The sequence below is a fragment of the Leptotrichia sp. HMT-225 genome, from assembly GCF_030644325.1.
GTDB classification, from domain to species: domain Bacteria; phylum Fusobacteriota; class Fusobacteriia; order Fusobacteriales; family Leptotrichiaceae; genus Leptotrichia; species Leptotrichia massiliensis.
Genome location: NZ_CP130323.1, coordinates 1,565,314 through 1,591,632, shown reverse-complemented (window position 1 = coordinate 1,591,632; position 26,319 = coordinate 1,565,314). Strand labels below are relative to the sequence as shown.

Annotated in this window: 22 protein-coding genes; 20 read left to right on the top strand and 2 right to left on the bottom strand. The window is 28.6% G+C overall.

Going from position 1 to position 26,319, the window contains the following annotated elements; genetic code table 11:
* Nucleotides 1-1,509, top strand: coding sequence for an alpha-amylase family glycosyl hydrolase (locus QU666_RS07795; RefSeq protein WP_021769419.1), 1,509 nt, complete (start codon nt 1-3; stop codon nt 1,507-1,509).
* A 225-nt stretch (nt 1,510-1,734) separates the two neighbouring features.
* On the opposite strand, the gene QU666_RS07790 is transcribed toward QU666_RS07795, so the two are convergent.
* Complete coding sequence (locus QU666_RS07790; protein ID WP_021769420.1) at nt 1,735-3,498, bottom strand: glycoside hydrolase family 13 protein; 1,764 nt, start codon at nt 3,496-3,498, stop codon at nt 1,735-1,737.
* Nucleotides 3,499-3,947: 449 nt separating this feature from the next.
* On the opposite strand from QU666_RS07790, the gene QU666_RS07785 reads away from it, so the two are divergent.
* The 19 genes from QU666_RS07785 to QU666_RS07695 all read left to right on the top strand — a co-directional run bounded on the left by QU666_RS07785 (nt 3,948) and on the right by QU666_RS07695 (nt 23,839).
* Complete coding sequence (locus QU666_RS07785; protein ID WP_021768474.1) at nt 3,948-5,225, top strand: TolC family protein; 1,278 nt, start codon at nt 3,948-3,950, stop codon at nt 5,223-5,225.
* Between the two features lie 50 nt (nt 5,226-5,275).
* A complete protein-coding gene (locus QU666_RS07780; protein ID WP_021768473.1) occupies nt 5,276-6,631 on the top strand; it encodes an efflux RND transporter periplasmic adaptor subunit in 1,356 nt (451 codons plus the stop codon).
* A 26-nt stretch (nt 6,632-6,657) separates the two neighbouring features.
* Nucleotides 6,658-7,350, top strand: coding sequence for an ABC transporter ATP-binding protein (locus QU666_RS07775; protein ID WP_021768472.1), 693 nt, complete (start codon nt 6,658-6,660; stop codon nt 7,348-7,350).
* A gap of 5 nt (nt 7,351-7,355) precedes the next feature.
* The gene (locus tag QU666_RS07770; protein WP_036069999.1) at nt 7,356-8,567 is read left to right on the top strand and encodes an ABC transporter permease; all 1,212 of its coding nucleotides are present in this window, start codon (nt 7,356-7,358) and stop codon (nt 8,565-8,567) included.
* 170 nt (nt 8,568-8,737) lie between these two features.
* Nucleotides 8,738-9,925 carry a carboxynorspermidine decarboxylase gene (gene nspC / locus QU666_RS07765; RefSeq protein ID WP_084410106.1) on the top strand — a complete coding sequence of 396 codons (1,188 nt, stop codon included), beginning with the start codon at nt 8,738-8,740 and terminating at the stop codon, nt 9,923-9,925.
* A 267-nt stretch (nt 9,926-10,192) separates the two neighbouring features.
* Nucleotides 10,193-12,181 (top strand): hypothetical protein, encoded by a 1,989-nt coding sequence (locus QU666_RS07760; RefSeq protein WP_021768469.1) that lies wholly within the window; start codon nt 10,193-10,195, stop codon nt 12,179-12,181.
* Nucleotides 12,182-12,183: 2 nt separating this feature from the next.
* Nucleotides 12,184-12,840, top strand: coding sequence for a hypothetical protein (locus QU666_RS07755; RefSeq protein ID WP_021768468.1), 657 nt, complete (start codon nt 12,184-12,186; stop codon nt 12,838-12,840).
* 34 nt (nt 12,841-12,874) lie between these two features.
* On the top strand, nt 12,875-13,840 hold the full coding sequence (locus tag QU666_RS07750) for an N-acetylmuramoyl-L-alanine amidase (protein ID WP_021768467.1): 966 nt from the start codon (nt 12,875-12,877) through the stop codon (nt 13,838-13,840).
* Between the two features lie 69 nt (nt 13,841-13,909).
* On the top strand, nt 13,910-15,115 hold the full coding sequence (locus QU666_RS07745; protein ID WP_021768466.1) for a pyridoxal phosphate-dependent aminotransferase: 1,206 nt from the start codon (nt 13,910-13,912) through the stop codon (nt 15,113-15,115).
* Nucleotides 15,116-15,240: 125 nt separating this feature from the next.
* On the top strand, nt 15,241-15,993 hold the full coding sequence (locus tag QU666_RS07740; RefSeq protein WP_084410108.1) for an epoxyqueuosine reductase QueH: 753 nt from the start codon (nt 15,241-15,243) through the stop codon (nt 15,991-15,993).
* A 362-nt stretch (nt 15,994-16,355) separates the two neighbouring features.
* Complete coding sequence (locus QU666_RS07735; RefSeq protein WP_021768464.1) at nt 16,356-16,901, top strand: type III toxin-antitoxin system ToxN/AbiQ family toxin; 546 nt, start codon at nt 16,356-16,358, stop codon at nt 16,899-16,901.
* Between the two features lie 107 nt (nt 16,902-17,008).
* A complete protein-coding gene (locus QU666_RS07730) occupies nt 17,009-17,695 on the top strand; it encodes a response regulator transcription factor (protein ID WP_021768463.1) in 687 nt (228 codons plus the stop codon).
* Entirely contained in the window at nt 17,688-19,106 is a 1,419-nt protein-coding gene (locus QU666_RS07725; protein WP_021768462.1) for a HAMP domain-containing sensor histidine kinase, read from the top strand. The genes QU666_RS07730 and QU666_RS07725 overlap by 8 nt, the downstream gene beginning before the upstream one ends.
* Before the next feature lie 63 nt (nt 19,107-19,169).
* A complete protein-coding gene (locus tag QU666_RS07720) occupies nt 19,170-19,901 on the top strand; it encodes a PepSY domain-containing protein (protein ID WP_021768461.1) in 732 nt (243 codons plus the stop codon).
* A 103-nt stretch (nt 19,902-20,004) separates the two neighbouring features.
* Nucleotides 20,005-21,219, top strand: a complete 1,215-nt coding sequence (locus QU666_RS07715) for a hypothetical protein (protein ID WP_021768460.1) — start codon at nt 20,005-20,007, stop codon at nt 21,217-21,219.
* A gap of 287 nt (nt 21,220-21,506) precedes the next feature.
* Nucleotides 21,507-22,052 (top strand): hypothetical protein, encoded by a 546-nt coding sequence (locus QU666_RS07710; protein WP_021768459.1) that lies wholly within the window; start codon nt 21,507-21,509, stop codon nt 22,050-22,052.
* A gap of 50 nt (nt 22,053-22,102) precedes the next feature.
* On the top strand, nt 22,103-22,714 hold the full coding sequence (locus QU666_RS07705) for a hypothetical protein (protein WP_021768458.1): 612 nt from the start codon (nt 22,103-22,105) through the stop codon (nt 22,712-22,714).
* A 32-nt stretch (nt 22,715-22,746) separates the two neighbouring features.
* Nucleotides 22,747-23,229 carry a hypothetical protein gene (locus QU666_RS07700; protein ID WP_021768457.1) on the top strand — a complete coding sequence of 161 codons (483 nt, stop codon included), beginning with the start codon at nt 22,747-22,749 and terminating at the stop codon, nt 23,227-23,229.
* A gap of 28 nt (nt 23,230-23,257) precedes the next feature.
* Entirely contained in the window at nt 23,258-23,839 is a 582-nt protein-coding gene (locus QU666_RS07695) for a hypothetical protein (RefSeq protein WP_021768456.1), read from the top strand.
* 158 nt (nt 23,840-23,997) lie between these two features.
* Here the strand turns inward: QU666_RS07695 and ligA are convergent, their stop codons facing one another.
* Entirely contained in the window at nt 23,998-26,106 is a 2,109-nt protein-coding gene (gene ligA / locus QU666_RS07690) for an NAD-dependent DNA ligase LigA (RefSeq protein ID WP_036069996.1), read from the bottom strand.
* Between the last annotated feature and the right edge of the window lie 213 nt (nt 26,107-26,319).

Sequence of the window (26,319 nt, the reverse complement as noted above, 5' to 3'; positions counted from 1 at the left end):
GTGAAAAAAATAAATAGGTGGATTTTATTAATAGCAGCATTAATTTTAAGTATTTTTTCATGTCACAATAAAAATATAAAAGACTTTAATAATACTGAAAAAAGTAAAATTGAAAAATCAGGAGTTTATTACGAAATATTTGTAAGATCTTATGCAGATAGTAATAATGATAAAATAGGAGATATTAAAGGAATAACTGATAAACTTGATGAATTAAAGGAATTAGGGATACAGGGAATATGGCTAACTCCTATCTTTAAATCACCTAGTTATCATAAATACGATGTAACTGATTATTATACCATTGATCCAGAATACGGGACAAAAGAAGATTTGAAAAATCTAGTTTCAAAAGCACATAGTAAAGGGATAAAAATTATTCTTGATTTACCCGTAAATCACACAAGCAAGGAACATCCATGGTTTAAAGATGCGGTTCAGAATAAAGACAGTAAATATAAGTCTTATTATAGAGTAGCTCAAAACAATGATAAGTCTTTAAATCTAAATTCTTATGCAATGGATCATAAAAGTTGGAATAAATTAAATAATGAAGAGCAGTATTATGCTATATTTTGGGAAGGCATGCCTGATTTAAATTACAGTAATAAACAAGTCAGAGAAGAAGTAAAAAAGATTGCAAAATATTGGATTAGTGAAGCTAAAATAGATGGTTATAGAATAGATGGAGCGTATCATATATATGGTGAAGGGGAATATCCTGAAAAGGTTGATTTGGAAAAGGAAAATATAAACTGGTGGAAGGAATTTAGAAACAGTCTTGAAAAGGAATATCCGAATATTTATATTGTAGGTGAAGTTTGGAATGATACAAATAAGATTGCTCCTTATTATACAGCCTTTGATTCAAATTTTGATTTTGGAATATCAGAAAACGGTATAGCCGAAGCTATAAATTCCCAAGATGCTACGATTTTTTCTGATAAATTATCAAAAATATATGAAACTTATGGAAAAGTCGCATCTAATTATATTGATGCACAATTTTTAACAAATCATGATCAAAATAGAATTGCGAATAGCTTACTTGATTTAAGGCATCAAAAATTAGCAGCTTCAATACTATTAACCTTATCTGGAAATCCGTTTATATATTATGGAGAAGAATTGGGAATGAAAGGAAGCAAACCTGATGAAGAAATAAGAGAACCTTATTTATGGGGAAGTGAAGTAGGACAGACAAACTGGGAAGAAATAAAAAATAATACAAATACACCTTCTTTGGAAGTTCAAAAGAAAAATCCTGATTCACTATACAATTATTACAAAAAATGGATAGCTCTAAGGAATGAAAATGAAGCTTTGAAATATGGTGATTTAAAAATAGTAAATGTTAATGATAACCAGATATTAGCATATAAAAGGACTTATAAAAATAAATCAGTAATTGTTTTACATAATTTATCTGATACAGAAAAAAATGTAAACGTAGACGGGAAAAATGTAAAAATTTCTGGACTAACAAGCATTTTAGTAAATGCAATTTAAAATTAACTTTATAAGTTTTAATAGTTTTAGGAAAATCTAGTTCAAGAATTAAATTATAAAATTTAACTAAACAAAACAAATTATAATAATAAAGATGGAGTAAGAAATTTTTTATTCTATCTTTATTTTTTTCTTTTGAATTTTTTGAAATAAAAAATCCTCTCGTACAAGAGGAATTTTCTAAAATTTGATTTAAAATTGGTAAATCTAAAACTTAAGTTTGTTTTAATATAAGTGCACTGCAAAGGTATCAGGTTCAAGAAGAATAGTGCTACCTTCTGAAATAAGTTTAGAATTACTTAAAAGAATTTTTTTTGTATTTTCCAATTTAATAATATTGCTTGTGTTATTATAGCTTATAGTAAGCTTAAAATTATTATAATTAATTGTAACTTGCAAAATATTATTTTCAAGGATTTCAATGTTTCGTTTTCCATAAATAATCCAGTTTATGTACTCTTTTCTTAAAGCAATCAATTTCTTAATAAAATTTTTCATTTCTGTATCTTGCTTATTTTCATCCCAAGGCATAACTCGACGGCAATCAGGATCTGAACCACCTTTCATACCGACTTCAGTACCATAATAAATACATGGAGATCCTAAATGCAGGAACGTAAAGGCTAGTGCAGATTTAACGGCATTATGATTTTCTTTGGCTGTAGTGAGGATACGCTCGGTATCGTGGGAGTCAAGCATATTTAACATAACTTCATTAGTTTGTTGACGATAGTACATAAGCTGACTGTTAATTTGATTCTTAAATTCTTCTGCTGAAATTGTTTTAGTTAGAAAATAACTTTTTATACTAGCAGCAAGAGGATAATTTGTTACAGCGTGAAATTCATCACCATTTAGCCACGTATGTGAATTGTGCCAGATTTCTCCGAGTATGTAAATATCTGGTTTAATAGCTGTTACTGTGTTATGAAAACCTTTCCAGAATTGATGTTCAACCTCATTTGCCACATCTAGTCGCCATGCATCAATATTAAATTCTTTTATCCAATAAGTTGCAATATCGAGCAGGTATTGTCTAACTTCAGGATTTGAAGTATTGAGTTTAGGAAGTTTTGGACTAAATTTAAAGGTGTCGTAATTTAAGTAATGATGAATATCTGGAATTTTTTCTGTGTTTGTATAAACTGGGAAACTGTGAATGTAAAACCAGTCACGGTAAATGGAATTTTCTCCATTTTTTATAACATCGTGCCATTGTGCTGAATGATTTCCAATATGGTTAAAAACAGCATCAAGCATAATTTTCATATTTCGTTTATGAGCTTCTTCAATTAATTTTCTGAAAATTTCTTTATCTCCGAAATGCTTATCAATTTCAAAATAATTGACAGTGTCGTATTTATGATTACTTGGAGCTTCAAATACAGGGCAGAAATAAAGACCTGTAATACCCAAATCTTGTAAATAGTCAAGTTTTTGGAGTATCCCATACAAATCACCACCAAAAAAATCATCGTGCTTAGGCGAAATATCTGTATCCCAAGCCAAACTATTTATGGGGGAAATTTCAGGATTTCCGTTAGCAAAACGCTCTGGAAAAATTTGATACCATACAGTTTCTCGAACCCATTCAGGCACTTTTACCCTATCAGAATCATGTAAATATGGTATTTTAAAACTATTTGCCCCAGCTTGGTATTGATATGGCTGATTTTCAACAACTCCCATATCACCAAAAAATACTTTTTCCCCATCTGTGCTTATTATTTCAAATAAATATGAAATCCGACGATAATCAACTTTTACACTGGCTTGCCAGTAATCATGGTAAAGATCGCTTGTAATTATTGACATTGAAATATGATACTGATAATCTTGCGTAAAGTCAAATAGAGCTGTATCTCCATAGTGAAGTATTACTTCGGCAACATCGTTCTTTTTAGTTCTTAGTCTAATGTGAATTTCGTCTTTTGTATAAAGGTAGGCGTATTCAGATTCAGTTCTATGATAAAATGCGGATTTTTCCATTAAATCATCCTCCAATTTATATTATTTAATTTGTGTTGTTATTTTTTATTAAAAAATAATTATAAATGTTATTTATCTTATAAAAGTATATCATTTTATTTATTATATTTCAATCTTTTAAAAATTAAGTTTGTTTAATACTTTTATCAAAAAATTACTCTTTAAGTATTTAGCTAAGCAAATTTTTTGGGTTATTTTAGTTGAAAATATTTATTAATAATCATTATTTGATTGAAATAAAAATTAATAATTTAAATACTAAAAGATTATAGAATTTGAGAATTATATTGTTAAACAACTTTAATACTTAAAAATACAAAAAAATTAATTAAATAAAAAATTTAAAAAAATGACATAAATTTGTCAAAAAAAAATGATATTCTATGAAATAAGTGTTATAATAAATTTTGAGGAAAATAAGCTGTTCATTCTGGAAGGAAGGAGATTACATGGTTAGAATATTTTTGAATTTTAAAAATAGAAAAATACAGATTTTATCAGCATTATTAACGTTTAGTGTAGTAGGGTTTGCAGTTAATGTGGATGACTTGATTTCTGAGTATGAAAAAAATTCGTATACGACAAAAATTAATGAAAAAAATATGAGAAAGTTTGATATAAAGTATAAGGCTTTAAAAAATGGGGAGTGGAATGAAGTTAGTGTAACTTCGGATAATAATTATACATTACACGGAGTAGCAAATGGTCTAACTATGCAAAATAATGTAAAGTATGGGATGTTTTATTATAGGAATGCATATAATTTTAGAAGCAGTGAACTTACAGAAAATAAAATTGGTATTTCTAAAACTTTGAATGATTATTTTGGGTATAGTGATGTTAATTATAATAAAAAAACTAATCAAATTTCACGAAATATACAGAAAATTAGCAATGAAACTACAAAAAATTCAGAAATACGTGATTTGATAGATTTATACAAAAATTATAAAAATAAGCAGAAAGAAATTGAGCAGGAAGCACTTACGTTAGAAGATACTAAAAAAGATTATACTATTCAGACTAAAAAATTGGAACTGGGAACGGCGACACAGTATGACTATGAGCTGGCAAAAACAGAATATGAAAATTCTCAGCTCAAATATGAAAATCTTGGACGGGAACTGCAGATTCTAGGGGAACGGTTTACAGTTTACAATGTTGCTTTGCCTGAAAAAGAGAAACTTGATGACTTGAAAAAAGTTGAGCTGAAAAAGGATGATTTCTATGCTCTTAGATTATCAGAAGCTGAAACAATAGAATTGAATTCACAGCTGAACAATGAACAGTTAAGAAAGGAAAATATTGACTATAAGTATCCTAAATTATCAGGAGATATTGGATATTCGTTAAAGGATCATTCTGTTGTTGTTGGGTTATCTGTGTCAAAAACTTTCAAAATACACAATGATACTCTTGAGGATTTGAAGAATGAAGCAGATAAATTAAAACTGCAGTATGAACAGAAAAAAAATGAGCTAGTGTCAAATGCTGGACAGCAGATGATAACTTACACGACTTACCAGACAAATGAGCTGACAGCTCAAAATACAATGAATATTAAGAAAAAAGAATATGAAATTTATGCTAAGAAATACGAACTGGGAGTTGACACATATTCCAACTACGTGGAAAAGCGAAATAACTATAAAAAAGCTGTAATAGACTATGAAACCGCCAAAAATGAACTTGCGGCATTTACTAAAAAAATAAAATATTATAAATAGAGATTATTAATGTAAAAAATAAAAATAAAAATTAGGAAAGCGGTGATTTTGTGGAAATAAATACAGAATTTTCTGAAATAGTTAAAACTATTGAATCAAAGAGGAAAAAGTCAAAAAATAAAAATTATTTTTATAAATTTATGACAATATTTGCTGTAATATTGTTTGCCGCAGTTGCGTGCGGAAAAAAAGAAGCTGAGCCTGAATATGAAGTGACAACTGTTGATAGGGGAAATATTTCGCTATCAGTTTCAAAAAATGGACAAGTTGTATCAGATAATGCGGTTTCAGTATTTACAACTTCAAGCCAAAGAGTAAACAAAGTGTTCTTTAAAAAAGGGGATAATGTGAAAAAAGGCGATGTAGTTTTGACATTTTATCCAGTTGACAAAAATGAGACTTTGAGAAAAATACAAATGAAAAATTTAGAAATTAAAAAATATGAAAGAAATTTGGTTGATGCTCAAGGCTCACTTAGAAGAAAGAAAGAATCTAAAAGTTTGGAAATTCAGCAAAAATCAAGAGATTTATATAATGCAGAAGAATTGTATAAAGTTGGTGGAGAAACAAGGGTTAATGTAGACAATGCAAGAAAAGATCTAAGAAATTCAAGGCTGGATTTGGATACGGTTGACAGTGAGCAGAAGGCCAGTATTGAAGATGCGAGAACATCATTAAAGACAGCAAAATTAGAACTGGCTACATTGCAGGAAGATCTGTCGCTTATAAAAGATGAAATAACAAGTCCAGTTGACGGTGTTATTACAGAAATGACTGCAGATGAAAATTACCGTGTAAATACTGAAACGACTTTGTTTAAAGTATCGGATTCAACAAACATGAGGGTAGAGGTAAGCCTTTCAGACAATGAGGTAAAAAATATTCAAGTTGGGCAAAGAGTTGAGATTACTTCAGATTCATTGCCGGACGGAGAGAAAATAGAAGGATCTGTTTTGCAAATTTCTGGAGTGGCTGAAAAAAGCTCAACACTTGATGAAAGTAATACTACTGTAAAAATCCAAATAAATGAAACTAAAGGTTTAAAACCAGGTGCTACAATAACGGCAACAATTTTTTACAAAGAAAGTAAAAATGTAACAAAACTGCCATATAGCTCTGTTATTAATGAAAATGGTAAATATTATGCTTTTGTTGTAGGAAAAGACAACAAAGTTTCAAAAAGGGAAGTTAAAATTGGAATAAATGATGATTCTTTTTATGCTGTAGAATCAGGAGTATCAGTAGGAGAAAGAGTAATTACTGTTGCGGATGAGAGATTGAAAGACGGACAAAAAATAAAAATTGCAGACCCGTCAAAACAGAAAGTAGCTCCTAATGGTGTAATATTTAAGGAGGAAAAACAAACAGGAAAAGGTGGAGGACCTGGAGGACCACCACCAAGATAGGAAAATAAACTTTAGAGGTAATTTTTATGATAAAAGTAAGCGATATAGTAAAAATATATAAAAATGGAAGCATGGAATTAAAGGTTTTGAAGGGGCTTAATCTTTCTGTAAGTGAAGGGGAATATGTGGCTTTTATGGGACCATCTGGAAGTGGAAAATCTACTCTTATGAATATTTTGGGCTGTCTTGACAGCCTTACATCTGGAACTTATATTTTAGATAATCAAGATGTTTCGACTATAAAAGGAAATGCTCTTGCTGAAATAAGAAACAAAAAAATAGGATTTGTCTTTCAAACTTTTAATTTATTGCCTAAAATGACTGCTTTAGAGAATGTGGCTTTGCCAGCTTTGTATGCCGGAGTAAAAAAAGCTGAAAGGCTAAAAAAGGCAACAGAGGCACTAGAAAGTGTTGGACTTGGTGAAAGAATTCATCATAAGCCAAACGAAATGTCAGGAGGGCAAAGACAAAGGGTAGCAATTGCAAGGGCAATAATAAATAATCCAAAAATCCTTTTAGCAGATGAGCCAACTGGAAATCTGGATTCAAAATCTGGAGAAGAAGTTCTAGAAATTTTTAAAAAACTGAATGATAATGGAACAACGATAGTTATGGTTACACATGAAGAAGATGTGGCAGAGCATTGTAAAAGAATTATTAGATTAAAAGATGGTGTAATAGAAAAGGATGAAATTGTTCAGCATCGGAGAGGAGTGTAGTGTAAATGGATTTTATGGAATTACTAAAATTATCAGTATCAAATTTATTTAGCTATAAGATACGTTCCTTTTTGACAATGCTTGGAATAATAATCGGAATATCTTCAGTTATAATGATGTCTTCACTGGGAGCGGGAGTTAAAGAGAATATTACCGGAGATTTGAATAAACTTGGAGTATCAAACTTTGAAGTGTCAATTGATACTTCTCCAGGGCAGACTTATAAGTCGCAGGATTTATTGACACCTAAGGATATTAAAGAATTAAAGAATATAGAAGGTGTTGAAGCTGTTACTCCAACTTCTAGCACTTTTGCAAGATTATCTACAAATGATGGTTCAGATAAGATGTTTACTGGAACTGGAGTCACAGAAGATTATTTTAAAATTTCAGATTACACAATAATAAAAGGAAGAAAATTTTTACCAAATGAATATAGAAAAGATGGAAAATATGTAATAATAGATAATATAACAGCTGATCAACTATTTGCTGGTGAAAATCCGATAGGAAAGAAATTGACTTTAAATTTTAGAAAAAATAGTCAAACTGTAACAATTGTTGGAGTGTTTAAAAATCCTTATGCAAGTCTGGGAGGTGGTGCTCAAATGCCTGCGATGGGACTTCTTCCTAACAATTATTTAAATCATTTAGAAGGAAATGAGCAGAATAAATACACTGCTCTTCAGATAAAGACTACGGATGCTAATGAAATGAGCAGAATAATGGAAGTTGTAAAAGAAAAGCTAAAAACAAGAGGGAGTGAGCCTAATGTTTACAATGTAAATTCAACAAGTCAAGGGCTGGATGAATTTAACAATATTCTTAATATGCTTTCACTTTTTATAAGCGGAGTTGCCGCTATTTCATTATTTGTAGGTGGGATAGGAGTTATGAATATAATGCTTGTAAGTGTTACCGAGAGAATAAGAGAGGTTGGACTTAGAAAGGCGATTGGAGCGAAAACGGGGCATATTCTTATTCAGTTTCTTATAGAAGCAGTTATTTTGACATTTTTTGGAGGTATAATTGGAGTTGTAATTGGGTATTCGTTAGCACTTTTGGTTGGAATGTTTATACAAACTTCGCCAATTTTAAGTCCAGTTATAGTATTTGTGTGCATACTGGTGTCTACAATGATAGGATTAATTTTTGGAGTTTATCCAGCGAAAAAAGCCGCGGCATTGGAGCCAATGGAAGCACTGAGAACAGATTAGAATTATGTTTAAATAAAAATAAAAATTGATTATCTTAAAAAATTAAATTTAGGATAATCTTTTTTTATAGATTTTGAGAAAAGTGTGATATAATAAGGAATAAATTTTAAATACATTTGAATTATAATATTGATAAGAGAAGTGTAAAGTATAAAAGGAGATGATAAAAAGTGTCAAAAAACAAATATCTTGATATGGATATAACAAACTTGCCAACACCAGCGTTTATAGTTGATGAAAGGCTGCTAAAAAGAAATCTTGAAACATTAAAAAGTGTAATTGATAGAACAGGATGTAAAATATTGCTTGCACAAAAAGGATTTTCGATGTTTTATTTCTATCCGTTAATTAGTGAATACTTAAATGGAACTACTGCAAGCTCCCTATTTGAGGCAAGACTTGGGTACGAGGAAATGGAGTTAAAAAATCCTAACAAAAAATTGGAAACTCATATTTTTAATCCGTCTTACAGGGAAGATGAGTTTGATGAAATAATGGAGATAACAAATCATATTGTTTTTAACTCTTTTAATCAATGGAAAAAATTTAAGAGTAGAGTAAGGGAATTTGAAGAAAAAAATGATAAAAAAATTAGCTGTGGACTTCGATTAAATCCAGAATTTTCAGAAGTTGAAACTGAGATTTATAATCCAGCGGGAAGATTTTCGAGATTCGGAGTAACACTTGAAAATTTTAAGGAAGATGATCTTGAAGGATTGGATGGATTTCATTTTCACGCACTTTGTGAACAAAATTCGGATGCCCTTGAAAATGTATTAAAAATTTTTGAAGAAAAATTTGGAAAATATTTACATAATATGAAATGGATTAATTTCGGTGGAGGACATCACATTACAAGAGAAGATTATGATATTGAAAAACTTGTAAAATGTATAAATTATATAAAAGAAAAATATGGTGTGGAAGTGTATTTGGAGCCAGGAGAAGCAGTTGCCTTGAATACAGGATTTTTAGTTTCAGAAGTTTTAGATATTACAAAAAATGAAATGGATATTTTATTAATGGATACTTCGGCTTCGTGCCATATGCCTGATGTAATCGAAATGCCATACCGTCCATTTATTTTCGGCTCAGGAATCCCAAATGAGAAGAAATACACTTATAGATTGGGAGGGCCTACTTGCCTTGCTGGAGATGTAATTGGAGATTATTCCTTTGATAATCCTGTAAAAGTGGGAGATAAGCTTATTTTTACTGATATGGCACATTACAGCATGGTGAAGACGAATACTTTCAATGGGATAAATTTGCCTGTGATTGCAGTTTATACAGAAAAAGGTGGAGTTGAGGTCATTAGAAAATTTGAATATGAAGACTTTAGGAATAGGTTATCTTAATCATTTTGTTTAAAAGAGTTAAATAATCAATATTTTGTGTAAATTTTTCAAAAAGTAATTTTTAATTTTTTCATCTTTACTCCGTTGTATTTTTATCTTATCTGTGATAAAATTAGTATAGTTGAAAATGGATAAGTTTTAATTTAAACCATATTTAAGTAAAGGATACAAGATAGAACTATTTTTATAAAAATTTATGTAAATATATTTTTAAAAATAGATTGAAAAAGAAATTGTGGCAAAAAGTTATTTTAGATAGGAGGATATATGGGGATTTTTGATTTTTTTAAATCTTCTGATAAGAGGAGAAATAAAAATAATGAAATAAATGAAAATAATATAAATACTAATGTTAATCAACCTAACCGTCAAATTAGAAGAGAAATTTACGATATTGTAAATAATGAATCAGAAGTTATGGAAAATAATAATTATTCAGATGATTTTAAGGAAATTTCTTATTACGATGAATTTGGAAAAGAATTTAAAATGCCTAAAAAGGACTGGCTTAATAAGAAATTATATCCAGCTGTAAGAAAAAACTGGAGTAATATGGACGGATTATATCCTATAATACAGGATGCTTTTTCAAAAGAAGTTTATCCTGAAATAAAAGAAGCTGTGTTAAGATTTTATGCGGCTGATGAAGATTTTGAAAGAAAACTAATTTTGCTTGGAACTTATCATGTGAGAACGGGAGCTTATCAAAATGCTGTTGAACTTTATGAAAAAAATCTAAATATTAATAATATGACGGAAGGACTTTGTGTAGCTTATGCTGAAGCATTGGAACTTTGTGGACGTGCTGCAGATTCTGAAAAGAAATATTATGAAGCCTTGGAAATAAATCCAAATTCTGCAACAGCATTTAAAAAATATTTTGATATTGTGAAAAAAAGAAGCAGTAGCGAATATGAAAATAAAATGGAAAAATTGTCTGCAATAAGAGGAAACTGGCGAGCAAAAATGATGCAAGCGGTTGTTTATTTCAAAAAAGGCGATAAGGAAACTGGAAATTATTTTTTGATAACGGCGTTGAAGGAGTCTGGATATAATTCAGAAGTAATGTACATTACATCAAGTATTTATATTTTAAACGAACTTTATGATGAATTTAAGCAATACGTATTGGCATATTATAATCCTGAAAATCATAATGCCCACACTGCTTTAAATGTACTAAAATATTATAAAGTAAAAGATATGTATAAAGAGGGATTGGAACTTTGCAAATTTACTTCAAAATTCCCTTGGATTGAGCATTACAAAAAATTTATGTACTATGAGGATTATTTTTGGAAGTTAAAAGTAAAAGCAGAAAATAAAGATAAACAGGAGAAAACAGCAAATCGATTTTTTTCAACAAATAAACCTCTTTGGTATTATGAATTCAATCATCCTGAATTTATGTTGAACCAAAATAGACGTGTAAAACCAAATATTCTTATTTTGACATTTACATCAATTGGAGAAAAATCAGAATTGGCTGAAAATCTTGCAATTTCTCTGCCTTTATATTTAAATGAAAATTTACATTATAAGACAAACTTAAATTATCAGTTGGCAATTGCCTATAATAATGAAAATCTTTTTATATCTAAAAAACGTTACAGTACAGATTATATGAAACTAATAAGACAGCAGAATAATAATTTAAATTTTGTATTGGCTGGGAATATTTTAAAAATGCCGAATGTTGAAAAATATGAAATTGAAATTTATTTATACGATACGTTTAATGAACAAAAGTCAAGTTTGATTAATAAAATTTATGATGAAAATACGATTTATAATGTTCAAAATGATTTATTAAAATCAGTAAGCAGTTTTTTTGAAAGAGATTTTGCGATAAAATATGAAAAAAATATGAATAACCTAGTTTTATTTTCACCAAAAATGAAATTTTTGATTCAAAGCAAAGTTCATAAGGAGCATCAATCGTGGCGATACAAAAAATTGCTTTCTGATCAGATTGATGTGGTGCTTGAAGATAGGAATAATGATTTGAAGAAAATCAACTTGCTGGAACTTTTGTATGAAATAAAACAAACAAACAGTCAGTTATTAAAATTTCAAAAACCAATTATTTATAGTATGAATATTCACGGAATATTTGAAACACAGACATTAAAAATACTTGCACCAATCATATTTAAAATATATGATGATGATGTTAATTTTCAAGCAAATATAGAAGCATTGAATATTACAGACTCAAATTATTTGAGCTGGATAAATAAATTTTCGGGAGAATAACTATGTTTTTTTATTATAAAAAAATATTGGCAATAATAGTATCATTCTTTTATATCTTTGTAAATTACAACTTTTATAATTCTATTTATCATGAATATACAAATGCCAAAATTTTTAATATAACATTATGGCTTGGAATTGTAGAAGTATTTTTCTGGATTATGTTGCTTTATTCGGTTTTTTATCTAGAGAACAAGAGTATTAGTAATGATTCAAATGGCAAAACTCGAGAAACTATTGAATTAGAAGAAAAAAAAGATATACGGGATTTATTAATCTGTTTTGCATTATTTTTAATAAGTTTAGTTTGTGTAAATATTTCACGTGTTATCTTGCAAAGTTCTCCATATATGAATGATGTTGTTTCAACAGTGAATTCGTATGTTTTATTTTTTGGTGGAACAAGAGTTCTATTTATTTTTTCAGCAATAGTATTCGGTTTTATTGCATGGAGCAGAAGAAATATATTTTTACTTATCATATCATTATTAAATGGAGTAGTTTCAGTAATGATTTGGTTAGACTTTGATGGAAATATTACAGCTATTATAAGAATTATTATTGCTATTTTGGCAATCGGTTATTATATTTTTTTAAAGAATATTATAAAATACAGTTTTAAACAAACTGATAATCCAAAACTTGAAAATGTTAAATAATTTATGAAATAGAATATAAGGAGGACTAAGTATAATGAAAAAAAATATAACAAAATTATTATTACTAACGTCAATTTTGTCAATTGGAAGTATTTTGAATGCTCACAATAAAGACGTTTCAAACGATGTTAAAAAACCACCAATAAATATACGTATTGATGAAAATGGACAAGTAATGAAAGATCAGACAAGTAATAATAACAGCAGTAAAAACAATAACAATCAGTCTGGAAGAGGTGGCACACAAACAATTAAAAATTCAGCAGGTTCAATAACAGTTGATTCTTCTTACACTTCAACAGGACAAAATTATAGACAAAGATTTATAATTTTACATTATACAGCGATGAATAGAGAAGGGTCACTTAAAGCATTGACAACCAACGAAGTGAGTGCTCATTATTTAATATCAGATCAAAAAAATGATCCAGTATACTATTTAGTGGATGAAAATAAAAGAGCATGGCATGCTGGAGTAAGTGAGTGGAAAACCAGTAAAAATCTAAATGATAGTTCAATTGGAATTGAAATTGTTAATAATGGAAATGTAAGTGGAAATTTCGAGCCATTTAGAGATTTTCAGATTAAGGAAGTCGCTGTTCTTGTAAAATATTTGGCAGATAAATATGAAATTCCCGCAACGAATATTTTGGGACATTCAGACATTGCTCCTCAAAGAAAGCCTGATCCAGGTCCATTATTCCCATGGGAAGAATTGTATAGAAAACATAACATAGGAATGTGGTATGATAATGATAAAAAATTATTTTATGAAACTGAATATTCAAGTACTTGGAACACATTACCAGCTGCGACTGTACAAGGAGAATTTAATAAATTTGGATATACAATTAGTGTAACTGGAAAATGGGATGAGCAAACTAAAAATGTAATAAAAGCATTCCAATATCATTTTAGACCGTCTAAGTATGATGGGAAACTTGATTTGGAAACTTATGCAATCTTAAAGGCATTAAATGACAAATATAATAGTAAATAATTAATTAAGGGGTACTTGCCCCTTTTTAAAAATTAAATTTTAAAATTACACAAGGAAGGAAATTACAATATGAAAAAATTTTCAAAAAGAGTTTTAGACATGCATTATTCACCAATTAGAAAATTAGTGCCATATATTGATGAAGCAAATAGATCTGGTGTGAAAGTATATCAATTACATATAGGGCAGCCTGATGTAGAAACACCAGATACATTCTTTGAAGGATTAAATAATTATAAGGAAAAAATTGTTAAATATACAAATTCGGCAGGGATCATTGAATTGAGGGAATCATTTTCAAAATCTTATGCAAAAGTAGGAATTGATATTTTGCCTGAGGATATATTGATTACTCAAGGTGGAAGCGAGGCTATTCAAATTACATTGCAGACAATTTGCAATCCAGGAGATGAAGTTTTAGTCCCTGAACCATATTACACAAATTATGACAGTTTTTTGAGAATTGCCGATGCAAAGTTAGTTCCAATTGAAACATCTATTGAAAATCATTATCATTTGCCAGAAAGAGAAGAAATTGAAAAATTAATTACTCCAAAAACAAAGGCAATAATGTTTTCAAATCCAAGCAATCCTACTGGAATTGTTTTCAAAACAGAAGAAATGGAGTTAATTAGGGATATTGCGATAAAACATGATTTATATATTATTACTGATGAAGTTTATAGACAGTTTATTTACGATGAAGAAATTGAGAAAAGTTATCAGTCGTTTATGTCAATCAAAGAAATTGAAGACAGAGTGATTTTAGTTGACAGTATTTCAAAACACTATAGTGCGTGTGGGGCAAGAATAGGAGTTATTGCTTCTAAAAATAAAGACTTTTTAGCACAAGCACTAAAATTCTGTCAAGCGAGACTATCAGTATCGACAATTGAGCAATATGCAAGTACAAACTTAATTAATACTTTAGATACTTACATTGACAATACAAAATTAGAATACAAAGTAAGACGTGATATGATTTATAATAATATCATAAAAATACCAGGAGTTATAACATATAAGCCAAGCAGTGCATTATACTTAATCGCAGAGCTTCCAGTAGATGACATTGAAAAATTTGCAATCTGGCTATTGACTGAATTTAGATATGAAAATCAAACATTGTCGTTTGCACCAGGACCTGGATTTTATACAACGCCAGGAAAAGGTACAAAGGAAGCTAGATTTTCGTTTTGTACACATAACTTGATTGAAATTGAAAATGGAATGAAAGTGTTGAAAAAGGCACTGGAAGAGTATAATAAAAAATAGTTTTTAAAATTTTAGTAGACTTGTTTAATAATTCAGAATGCTTGATTATGTAGACAAGTCTAATTTTATAATATTAGATGAAAAAAATTATGATATATAAAAAATTTGGGAGAGAAAATAATTTAATGAAAAATATTGGAAATATTGAACAATTGGAAAGTACAAAAAATACGGAAAGCTATATTGAAAGGGATATAAAAAACGCAAAAGAAATTCTGGAAAGAATGAATCCTAATCAGAAAATCAATTATCATACAATTTTGACAAAACTGATTTCAGATTGGGGAGATAAGGATATTCGTCCTAAAATATTGATTCATAGTTGCTGTGCACCTTGCAGTACTTATACGCTGGAATTTTTAACACAATATGCAGACGTGACCGTTTTGTTTGCAAATAATAACATCTATCCAAAAGCAGAATATGTAAAAAGGGCCTTAGTGCAGGAGGAATTTATTAAGAAATTCAACGAGCGTACTGGAAATAATGTTGGATTTATTGAAGATGAATATAAGCCGATGGATTTTTATAAGGCTGTGAAAGGACTGGAAAATGAAAAGGAGGGTGGAGCAAGATGTACTGCCTGTTTTCAGATGAGGCTTGACATTGTGGCAAAAAAGGCTCAGGAATTGGGGTTTGACTATTTTGGAAGTGCCTTGACGTTAAGCCCGCATAAGAACAGCCAGCTGATAAACACGTTGGGGCTGGAAATTCAGGAAATTTTTGATGTAAAATACCTCCCATCTGACTTTAAGAAAAATAACGGATACAAACGTTCAGTTGATATGTGTGCAGAATATGATGTGTATAGGCAATGTTACTGTGGTTGCGTATTTGCCGCGATGGATCAGGGGATTGATTTGAACGAATATAAATAGAAGATGGAGAAATTAAAAAAATTGATTTATTAAAAAACAGTGAGAAAATTAAAAATTTGCCTTGAAAAATAAACGAGAATAAGATATAATATACTTGAAAAGGATTAATAAAAGTTAGGTATTAAAAAGTTAGACATGAAGGAGCGAGTAAACCTAAGTCTTCCTGGTTCAGTCAGGTATTAAAAAGTTAGGTCATAATAGGAGCGAGCAAGTCTAAGTCTTCCTGGTTCAGTCAGGTATTAAAAAGTTAGACCATAAAGGAGCGAGCAGTCCAAGTCTTCCTGATTTATTAATCATTAATTTAAAGTATTTTTTAGGCGATATTGTTTTGTATCGCCTTTTTAAATGAAAGGGGAAATTAGATGAATGAAAAGGATAAATTATATTTTATAACATTAACGTCAAATTATTTAAAATATTTAGGAATTTATGAAAATAAAGTTTCATTAAAAGCAAACAGACCATTTATAGGAATAGTTTTTAAGGTAAATAATAAAGAGTATTTTGCACCATTATCTTCTCCAAAAGAAAAACATAAAAGAATGAAAACTAATATAGATTTTTTCAAAATAGATAAAGGTAACTTAGGAATTATTAATTTTAACAATATGATACCTGTTATTAATAATGATTTATGTAGAAATAAATTGGATTTAGAAATGCTAAGTAAGAGTTTAAATACAGACGACATAAAATATTTTAGATTATTAAAAAATCAATTGGAATATTGTGAAAAAAATAAAAATATTATACTTGCAAAAGCTGAAAAAATATATAATATTTTTACAAAAAATCTTGATAAATTAAGTGAATCGCAGAAAAAACTGTATGGAAGAGTAAATAACTTTAAAGTGCTGGAGCATGCTTCAAAAGAATTTGAGAATGAATACATAACAGAATCACTTTAAAATCAAATTTAGAAAACAATTAATTTAATAGGCTGATATTAAATAAATTTTGAATAAATAAAAAATGTTTAATTGGAAACAAAATAATGGGAACGAGGATTTGAAAAATGAGAATTTTGATAGTAGAAGACGAGAGAATGATAAACGATATTATAGCTAGAACACTAAGAAAAGAGAATTATAGTGTTGATAGCTGTTTTGATGGGCAAGAGGCGTTAGATTATATTTTTTCTGCAGAATATGATGTGCTGATACTGGATATAATGCTTCCTAAACTAGATGGGTTTGAAGTGTTGAAGAGAATACGGAATAAGGGAATACAGACGCCAGTATTGTTTCTTACTGCGAGAGAAAGTGTTCAGGATAGGGTAAAAGGGCTCGATTATGGAGCTGATGATTATTTGGTAAAACCATTTGATTTTGAAGAACTGCTTGCACGTATTCGTGTAATTCTTAGGAAAAATAGTATAAAGTCTGATTCAGTAGGAAATATTTTTAAAATAGCTAATCTTACAGTTGATTGCAATGAACATACTGTATTCAGAGATGAGAAGAGAATAAAGCTGTCACCAAAAGAATTTTCAATATTAGAATATATGATAAGAAACAAAAAAAGAGTTATTTCCAAAGAAAAAATTGAACAGCATATTTACGATTTTGACTCTGAAATAAACAGTAATGTAATAGAAGTGCATATAAGACTTTTAAGAAAAAAAATTGATACAGATTTTACACCTAAATTAATTCATACTATAAGAGGTGTAGGATATGTTTTAAAGGAAGAAAATGAATAATAAAATTAGTTATAATAAAAAAAGAATTTCAATAAAAACCAAAATTACGTTATGGTATACAAGCATGATAATTATAATTGTATTGTGTTTTTTGGGAGCTATGTTCTATATCAGTTCTATTGCTGTGAAAAATTCTGTTTATAAAAGGCTTGAAACAACAGTAGAGAAAATCAATAAGAGCATTGAACTTGAAAATGGGGAGTTAATAATTGACAATAATCTTAGCGTAATAACCGATGATATTTTTATTTCAATTTATGATAAAAATCTTAACTTTATATACGGAAATACAGATATTGATTTAGAAGTTTCTCAAAATTCTGATGAAAGCAATAAAGTAAAAATAGTAAAACAGAAAAATTCAAATTCAAAATGGTACGTTTATGATATAAGGAAAAATTTTATCGGACACGGAGAAATATTAATTAGAGGAATTACACCTTTTTCCAGCCTTGAAAAAAATATAGAACTAATTATTTTAATATTTATTATTATATTTCCATTCTTAATAATTGTTTCTATTTTAAGCGGAAAATTTATAACAAAAAAATCTTTTAGCCCAATTGAGCAAATAGTTAAAACGGTTAACAAAATTTCGAGAGGGGATGACCTTTCTCAAAGAATTAATTTACAAAGTGGAGAGAGGGAAATCTATGATTTGGCTGAAACTTTTGATCAGATGTTTAATCGCTTACAGGAGGCATTTGATAGAGAGGCTCAGTTTACATCGGATGTGGCTCACGAATTAAGGACTCCGCTTTCAGCAATTCGCATGCAAAGTGAATACAGTTTGAAATATTTAAATTTAAATGAAGAATCAGAAGACATATTAAAAAATATTTTAGAAAAATCTAAAAAAATGTCAACATTGATTTCTCAACTGCTTATGCTTGCCAGAATGGATAAAAAGAATCAAAAACTTAATATCAAGAATGAGAATTTGAATGAAATTATTCAGTTAGTTATCGAAATCGAAAGTAATTATGCTAAAGAAAAAAATATCAAAATTATTTACGATGAAAAAAATGATATTTTCGCAGATGTTGACAGGGATATGCTTACACGGGTTTTTATCAATCTTGTTTCAAATGCGATTACTTATGGAAATGAAAATGGAACAATAAAAATAACTTTAGATAAAATAGAAAATGAATCTGAAAATACTGATGTACAAAATTCAAAAATAAAATGTCAAATTATTGATGATGGAATAGGAATTTCAAGTGAACATATTAATAAAATCTGGAATCGGTTTTATCAGGTTGAATCTTCTCGTTCCAGTGATAATTCAGGACTTGGGCTTTCTATTGTGAAATGGATAATAGAAGAGCATAAAGGCACAATTATGGTAGAAAGTGAATTAGGGAAAGGGACAATTTTTACTTTTTATTTGCTTGAAAAAATTTTGTAATATAGAATTAAAGAAATTATTTTGATTAATATTAATATAGATTTATTTATAGAAAGGAAAAAAATGAAAACACTAAAGAAAAAAATAAAGCCGTTTCTAATTTTAACGATGCTTCCTGCTGCATCTAGCATAAATTTGTATTCTTCAGAAATAACGACTGTAACAATAAGAAACAATAGAGTGAAAATAAATTTGGAAAAAGCCAAAAAAATTGTTTTTGAACATTCTAAAGTTCATTCAAACAATGTAAAATTGACAAAACTTATTTTAGAAAAAGAAAATAAGAAATATGTATATGCTATTGAATTTTATTATAGAAATAAAAAATACAGATATAATGTTGATGCAAATACAGGAAGAGTAATTATGCATAATTCTAGCGAAAGTTTCATATCTTATTCTCATTGGGGCGTTGGAAAAGCTATAACATTCCAAGCAAAAAATGCACCAGCAGTAGCGCCAGCACCAGCACCAATAGAACAAAAGGCTGAACATGATAAATATGCTGATATGGAGAGTAAGATGGAATTTAGAAAACGAATAACTGAGGAAGAAGGTTATGATAGAGCTAAATACAACTTCAGTAGGAAAGAAAAAAATGTGGAAAATATCATTTTAGAACAACTGAAGAAAAATGTTTATGATGATTTGAATTATGCTTCATTTGAAGAAATTATACTTGTAAATGCTGAAAAATCAATCTATAAGGGTACAATAAAAGCCAATTATATAGAGTATAATTTTAAAATTAATTTATCAACAGGTGAAATTCTAAAATGGAAATTAAAAAAATAGAATCTAAAAAAGTAAAAATTTTCAGTTAAATTTAAGGTTAATTTGCTAAGATATACTTGAATCTTTTTAAATTTAAACATATCATAATATTTAAGGAAAGTTTATGATAAGAAAGCAGGGAATTATTATGAAGAAGAAAGTAAGGATTTTATTAGCATTGGTTGTAGCAGGATTAACACTTTATGCTACAAATGGATTTTCTGTACCAGCAATAGAAATGGATTATACTTGTCCAATAGGAAAAGAGAAGTTTAGAAGCATTGATTATTCACCACAATGCCCAACTAATAAATTTGTAATGTTTAAGAATGAATTTACAAAAGAAGAGTTGAAAAAATATGAAAAAATAATAAATTCAAAAGAATACAAGGCTATTCCCCAAAATTTGCCTAAAGAATATTATTTAGGGAGATTTTATGAAATCGCAGGCGGATTTTCAGATAAGGAAATAGGCGAAACGTATTACAAAGCATATACAGCACAAATTAATGAGAATTTTGAAAATGCTAATACTTTAAAGGAAAGTTTGGCAAAAGGGATAAGTTATCTTGAAAAATCTTTGCCTATGGAAAACAAAAGCGAATTTCCTTGGAAGTTAGCTTATTTATATATTAGTAACAAAGAATTTGGTAAAGCAAATGCCTTAGTGGAAAAACAGGATAAGAATGTTCATTTGGAAAGAATAGCAAATTTTTACTACACTCTCTCTGATATAGAAAAATCTCAAATAAACTATTATGGTTATGACTATATGGATTTTAATAAGGAAAGTATTGATAAAAAAACAGAAAAAGAATTTAGAGAAAAAGCGTTGTATTACTTACAGGATGTAATTAAGAAAAATAAAGGACGTTATTCAGAGAAAGAACTTTTCAGACTGGTAGATTTATACAAATCTTTAGAAAATGAAAAGGCAATTGACGAGGTATTTTCTAAAGCACCATCAGAATACTGGAGTTTGATTGTGTCGTATTATTTAGACGAGCCTATAGGAAGTATTGGTGATGTCTATGATGAAAAAAAATTAGCGACGGAAGATAATTTGAAAAAAGCACTAAGCTATGCTGACAAATTAGTAAAAATGATTTCTAAAAATAATAATGCTGATAAAATTCAATATAATCTATCTATAATTTTAAAAGCTGAAGCTGAGCGTCGTTTAGGAAAATTTGAAGAAGCATCAAAAACTTTAAGTAAAATAAATTTAACAGATGTTAAAGATACGCTTTATGATTATGATTTTAAAATTCTTAAAGAAAGAATAAATAAAAAAGACATTAGTGTAAAGCAATATATTCCAGAACCAATTAGGTATTAATATTAGAAATCATAATAGAAACACTAAATTATTGTAAATAGATTTAGGAATAAAACATAAAAACTGTATTTGAAATTTTCTTCATTTAAAGTTTTTTATTGTATAGTAAAACTTCTTTAAAACAGAACTCAAAAACTATGGCTATTTTACTTAAATCCTAAATTTATATAATTTTTAGTAGTTCAATTTTAAATGGGTTTGAGTGTAATTTCATTTTATTAAAAATTTTCAGTTAATTTTAAGGTTGATTTGTTAAAATAGATTTATCAAAAGAGAGGGAGAAAAACATGAAAAAATTAGTTTTAACAGGATTGCTTGTATTAAGTGCAATGGCATTTGCAGCAAAAATTACTACAACAGGAAAAAGCTGGGAGAAAATTGAAAAAGAAAATAAAGTTCCCGAACAGGAAATCAGCATAATGAATTTTAGCTGGTTGGATAAAAAAGATGGTGTAGAGGGTGTATATAACACATATAGCTTTAAAATAGGAAAATTAGAATCTGTTAAAAATAATGACTTTTATCTATCATCATATTATGATGAAAAACCTGAAAATGGTTTACCATTAGTATCAGATTTTAATAATATCAAAAATTTAAATGGTTTTACCATTAAAGAAAGTCTTGATGAAAATTCTGAAGTTTATATTTCATATTATAAAATAAGAAAAACAGCTGTAAAGGGAATTTATTATATAGACAACTATATTGGTCAAGATGGGAAAAAACATCCTAAATTGTACTTTGGATTTGATGAAAAATCTAAAAAGGTTGTAATTACTGATAAAAATGGTAATATAAAGAATGTATTGGAATATTATCCGGCAGGTTAATTATAAAATTAATATTTAAAAAAATTATAAACGAAAGTAAGGGATAAAAAATGCTAAAAAAAATAGGAATAGCAATGTTAATTATAGCAAGTTTAGGAATTGCAGCTACAACAAATGAATTAAAACCGATTAAATTCCATAAAACATTTAAAGAAAGTAATCAGGTAAATAAAAACTTAAGCAACGAAGATAAAGAAATAATAAATATAGCAATAAACTTTGCAAATGAATATATACAATTAAAAAACCCTGATGAGTTCGATAAATGGTTTGCAAAAGCTCCAATTACAGAAAAATTTAGAAAGGAATATTTTAGAAAAGAAAAATATATAGATTTAAAGGAAAAAGAATTGTATGCAGTAACAAGTGAATCACCTAAAGAAAAATTAACTCCTGCTGAAAAGAAATTTTTAAAAGAAAATAACGATATCGATTCTTATTATCAGTATGATGCTTTATTAGGAGTAGGAATAGGAGATTTAGGACAGGAAAGTGAATTTCTACTGAAAGAATATGATTCCAAATCTAAAACAGTTCATTTAAAAGATAAGTATGAGGAAGAATTTGTTATTGACGGTAGAAAAGGTTATCAAGGTGGAACAGAAATAATATTAAAACTTGTAAAACAAAATGGAAAATGGTTAATTGATGAATCAAAATAAAATAATTTTAAAAAAACAAAGGAGAACTAATTATGAAAAAAATGTTATTATTTATGATGTTTCTATTATCAGCAATAGTATTTGGAGAAAAAGTTACGAATAAAATTAATTTTGAAATTTCTCCAAAAGAATTGAGAAATATTGTGAAAAGTGAACCGTTGTCAAATTCACACGATAATGGTAGTTATGCTGTTTATTATTATGCAAATGTAGAGGATCCGTTAGGTGTAAAAAGACAATTTAACAGTTTTGCTTTTTCTGAAAATAAGTTGTATTCGACAATCTTTGATTCAGTAACAACAGATGAGGAACATGCAAAAATAATTGAAGCTTATAAAAAAAATATAAGTAAGATTTCTAAAGAAAAAATGAACATAAAAGAACGTAAAGGAGCTTTATTATTATATAATTCAAAAAAAATAATTGAAATATATAGAGTAATAGACCATACATTTATAAATGTTGCTCTTTATAGTGCTGGGAAATTAAATAATAGTTTGAAAAATTATGAATAAATATAAAAAATGAAAGCGAGTGATAAAAATGTTAAAAAAAGTAGGAATAGCTATGTTAATCGTAGCAAGTTTAGGAATGTCAGTTACAAGAAATAAATCAAAAGTAGGTAAAGTTCAAAAAACAGTTAAAGAAAGTAATCAGGCAAATACAAAATTAAGTAGTGAGGATAAAGAAGCGATAAATACAGCAATAAACTTTATGAATGAATATATAGAAATTAGAGATCCTGATGAACTTGATAAATGGCTTGCAAAAGCTCCAATTACAGAAAAATTCAGAAAAGAATACAGAAGAAGAGAAAAACATATAGAATTAGGTGAAAAGGCACTTGAAGGAAAATTAACTCCTGCTGATGAGAAATTTTTAAAAGAAAATGATGATATTAATTATGACTATGACCCTTTATTAGGATCAGGAATAATGGATATAAGAGAAGAAAGTGAATTTCAATTGAAAAAATATGATTCTAAGTCTAAAACAGTTTATTTAAAAGATAAATACGAAGAAGATTTTGTTGTTGATGGTAGAAAAGGTCATCAAGGTGGAACAGAGATAACATTAAAACTTGTAAAACAAAATGGAAAATGGTTAATTGATGACTCAAAATAAATTGGACAAAGAAACGAATGATATAATAAAATAACAATTCATTGAAATAAAAATAGGGATTACCGTAATTTAAGGAAATCCCTATTTTTTTATAAATAAAATTTATTAAACCTATTGAATTTATTTAACATTGAAAGTGTTCGGTGATATGTTAAAAATTAAATTTCCAAAAATTCCTTCTCAAATTCATCTTCCGTAAGCACCCGAACGCCCAATTTTTCAGCTTTTTCCAGTTTACTTCCAGCCTTTTCTCCAGCGATTAGAAAATCCAGATTTTTTGAGACTGCTGACAGATAATTTCCGCCTTTGGACAGGATAATATCTTTTATGTCGTTTCGTTTGTATTTTTGCAGTTTTCCAGTTGCAAGGAAGTTTTTGTCTTTTATTGGATTATCTGCTATTTCTTCTGAATTAGTTTCATCAACAGCAAATTGCAATCCAATATTTTTTAAATCTGTGATAATTTTCCAGTTATCCTCATCATTTAAGAAAGTATTTACAGCAAGTGCCACTTTATCACCAATACCTTTTACAGCCAGTAAATTTTCGATTGACTGATTTTTCAGATTTTCAATGTTTTTGAAAGTTTTTGTCAAAAGGTTCGCATTGAATTTTCCAACAAAAGGGATTCCAAGTGCGTAGAGAACTTTTGAAAAATCACGATTTTTACTGGACTCAATGCTATTTATTAAGTTATCTACACTTTTTTGTCCCATTTTTTCCAGATTTTCCAATTCTTCACGGTATTTTTCCAACGAATAAATATCGACTATTGTTTTTATTTTTCCTAATTCAATAAATTTTTCGACAATTTTGTCGCCAAGTCCAGAAATATTCATTGCATCACGAGAAACGAAATAGGCAATTTGGCGTTTAACTTTTTCGGGACAAAGTGGATTGTGGCATTTTAAGGCAACAAGTCCTTCTTCGTGTGCAAGCTCGCTATTGCAGACAGGACAATTTGTTGGCTCCTGAATTTCAATTTCTTTTCCAGTCCTATCGTCAAACACAACATTTACAACTTGCGGAATAATTTCTGCCGCCTTTTCTACAATGACATTATCGCCAATTTTTATATCTTTTCTGCGAATTTCATCAAAGTTATGTAAACTTGCTCTTTTCACAACAGAACCTGATAAATTCACGGCTTCAAGTTCAGCAACAGGAGTGATTACACCAGTTCTTCCAACTTGAAAAGTTACGTCCATTAATTTAGTTTTTACTTGTTCAGCAGGAAACTTGTAGGCAATTGCCCATCGTGGGCTTTTAGTTGTGTAGCCAAGCGTTTCGTAAAGTGCAAAATTATTTACTTTTATAACAAGCCCATCTGTTTCATAATCAAGTTTTTTCCTGTCGTTATGCCATTTATCGATGGATTTTTCCAATTCCTTAAAATCAGTATATTTCTCAAATATTTTTGTTGTTTTAAACCCAAGTTTTTCAATATATTCAATGCTTTCCAAATGAGTATTTATCCCGTAATTTTCAGCATTTACAAGATAATAGAGATAGCAGTCAAGCCCACGTTCTGCAACAATTGTCTTATCAAGCTGTCTTATTGTCCCTGAAGCCGCATTTCTAGGATTTGCAAAAACATCTTCACCATCATCTTCCCGTTCTTGATTTATTCGGTTAAAGCTTGAAATTGGCAAGATAATTTCTCCACGAACTTCCAGCGAAACATTTTTTTTCAATTTTTTAGGAATAGTTTTAATTTCCATAATATTTTCAGTCACATCTTCCCCAATTTGACCATCTCCCCGTGTTACAGCCTGAATAAGCACTCCATTTTCATAAATCAAGCTTATACTAAGCCCATCCAGTTTCAGTTCCAGAATATACTCTAGTTCCTTTGAATGCTCCTTAACATTTTCAGATAAAATAATTTTTTTGATTCTTTTGTCAAAATCCTCAATTTCAGAAATATTATAAGTATTCGACAGACTAAGCATAGGCACCCGATGTCGTACTTTTGAAAATTTTTCGCTCGCAGTACCCCCAATTTTTTCAGTAGGTGAACTTTCTCCATTTTTCTCATTTTTCAGTAATTCTGGATATTCCTGCTCAAGCTGTTTTAATTCACGCATTAAAGCGTCGTATTCCATATCGGAAATAAGAGGCTTATCCTCATTATAATAAAGATTGTTATGATATTCGATTTCATTTCTCAATTTTGTATATTTTTCTTGAACATCAGAAAAACTGGTATTTTTTTCATTATCTATATTTTCATTTTCGTTATTTTTTTCTTGATTAAATAAATTCACGATTGCTCCTTTTATAAAATTTGTTTTGTAAATTATATCATTTTTTTTATGATATGAAAAGTTTTTGGAAGTAAATAAATCAGAGCTTGAATCCCAAATATTGACAAATTGTGAATGGTACAATATAATAGTTTTATTAATAATAATATAGCGTTTTTTTTTTACTTTTTTCAGAAGAAGAGAAAAAAATAATAATTTTAATTTGCATTTTGG

Coding starts and splice junctions, on each gene's coding strand:
- QU666_RS07750 (WP_021768467.1), top strand. CDS start 12,875: ATGAAAAAAAATATAACAAAATTATTATTACTAACGTCAATTTTGTCA.
- QU666_RS07705 (WP_021768458.1), top strand. CDS start 22,103: ATGCTAAAAAAAATAGGAATAGCAATGTTAATTATAGCAAGTTTAGGA.
- QU666_RS07740 (WP_084410108.1), top strand. CDS start 15,241: ATGAAAAATATTGGAAATATTGAACAATTGGAAAGTACAAAAAATACG.
- QU666_RS07700 (WP_021768457.1), top strand. CDS start 22,747: ATGAAAAAAATGTTATTATTTATGATGTTTCTATTATCAGCAATAGTA.
- QU666_RS07735 (WP_021768464.1), top strand. CDS start 16,356: ATGAATGAAAAGGATAAATTATATTTTATAACATTAACGTCAAATTAT.
- QU666_RS07730 (WP_021768463.1), top strand. CDS start 17,009: ATGAGAATTTTGATAGTAGAAGACGAGAGAATGATAAACGATATTATA.
- QU666_RS07770 (WP_036069999.1), top strand. CDS start 7,356: ATGGATTTTATGGAATTACTAAAATTATCAGTATCAAATTTATTTAGC.
- QU666_RS07760 (WP_021768469.1), top strand. CDS start 10,193: ATGGGGATTTTTGATTTTTTTAAATCTTCTGATAAGAGGAGAAATAAA.
- QU666_RS07715 (WP_021768460.1), top strand. CDS start 20,005: ATGATAAGAAAGCAGGGAATTATTATGAAGAAGAAAGTAAGGATTTTA.
- QU666_RS07745 (WP_021768466.1), top strand. CDS start 13,910: ATGAAAAAATTTTCAAAAAGAGTTTTAGACATGCATTATTCACCAATT.
- QU666_RS07785 (WP_021768474.1), top strand. CDS start 3,948: ATGGTTAGAATATTTTTGAATTTTAAAAATAGAAAAATACAGATTTTA.
- QU666_RS07710 (WP_021768459.1), top strand. CDS start 21,507: ATGAAAAAATTAGTTTTAACAGGATTGCTTGTATTAAGTGCAATGGCA.
- QU666_RS07720 (WP_021768461.1), top strand. CDS start 19,170: ATGAAAACACTAAAGAAAAAAATAAAGCCGTTTCTAATTTTAACGATG.
- QU666_RS07755 (WP_021768468.1), top strand. CDS start 12,184: ATGTTTTTTTATTATAAAAAAATATTGGCAATAATAGTATCATTCTTT.
- QU666_RS07725 (WP_021768462.1), top strand. CDS start 17,688: ATGAATAATAAAATTAGTTATAATAAAAAAAGAATTTCAATAAAAACC.
- QU666_RS07695 (WP_021768456.1), top strand. CDS start 23,258: ATGTTAAAAAAAGTAGGAATAGCTATGTTAATCGTAGCAAGTTTAGGA.
- QU666_RS07775 (WP_021768472.1), top strand. CDS start 6,658: ATGATAAAAGTAAGCGATATAGTAAAAATATATAAAAATGGAAGCATG.
- QU666_RS07790 (WP_021769420.1), bottom strand. CDS start 3,498: ATGGAAAAATCCGCATTTTATCATAGAACTGAATCTGAATACGCCTAC.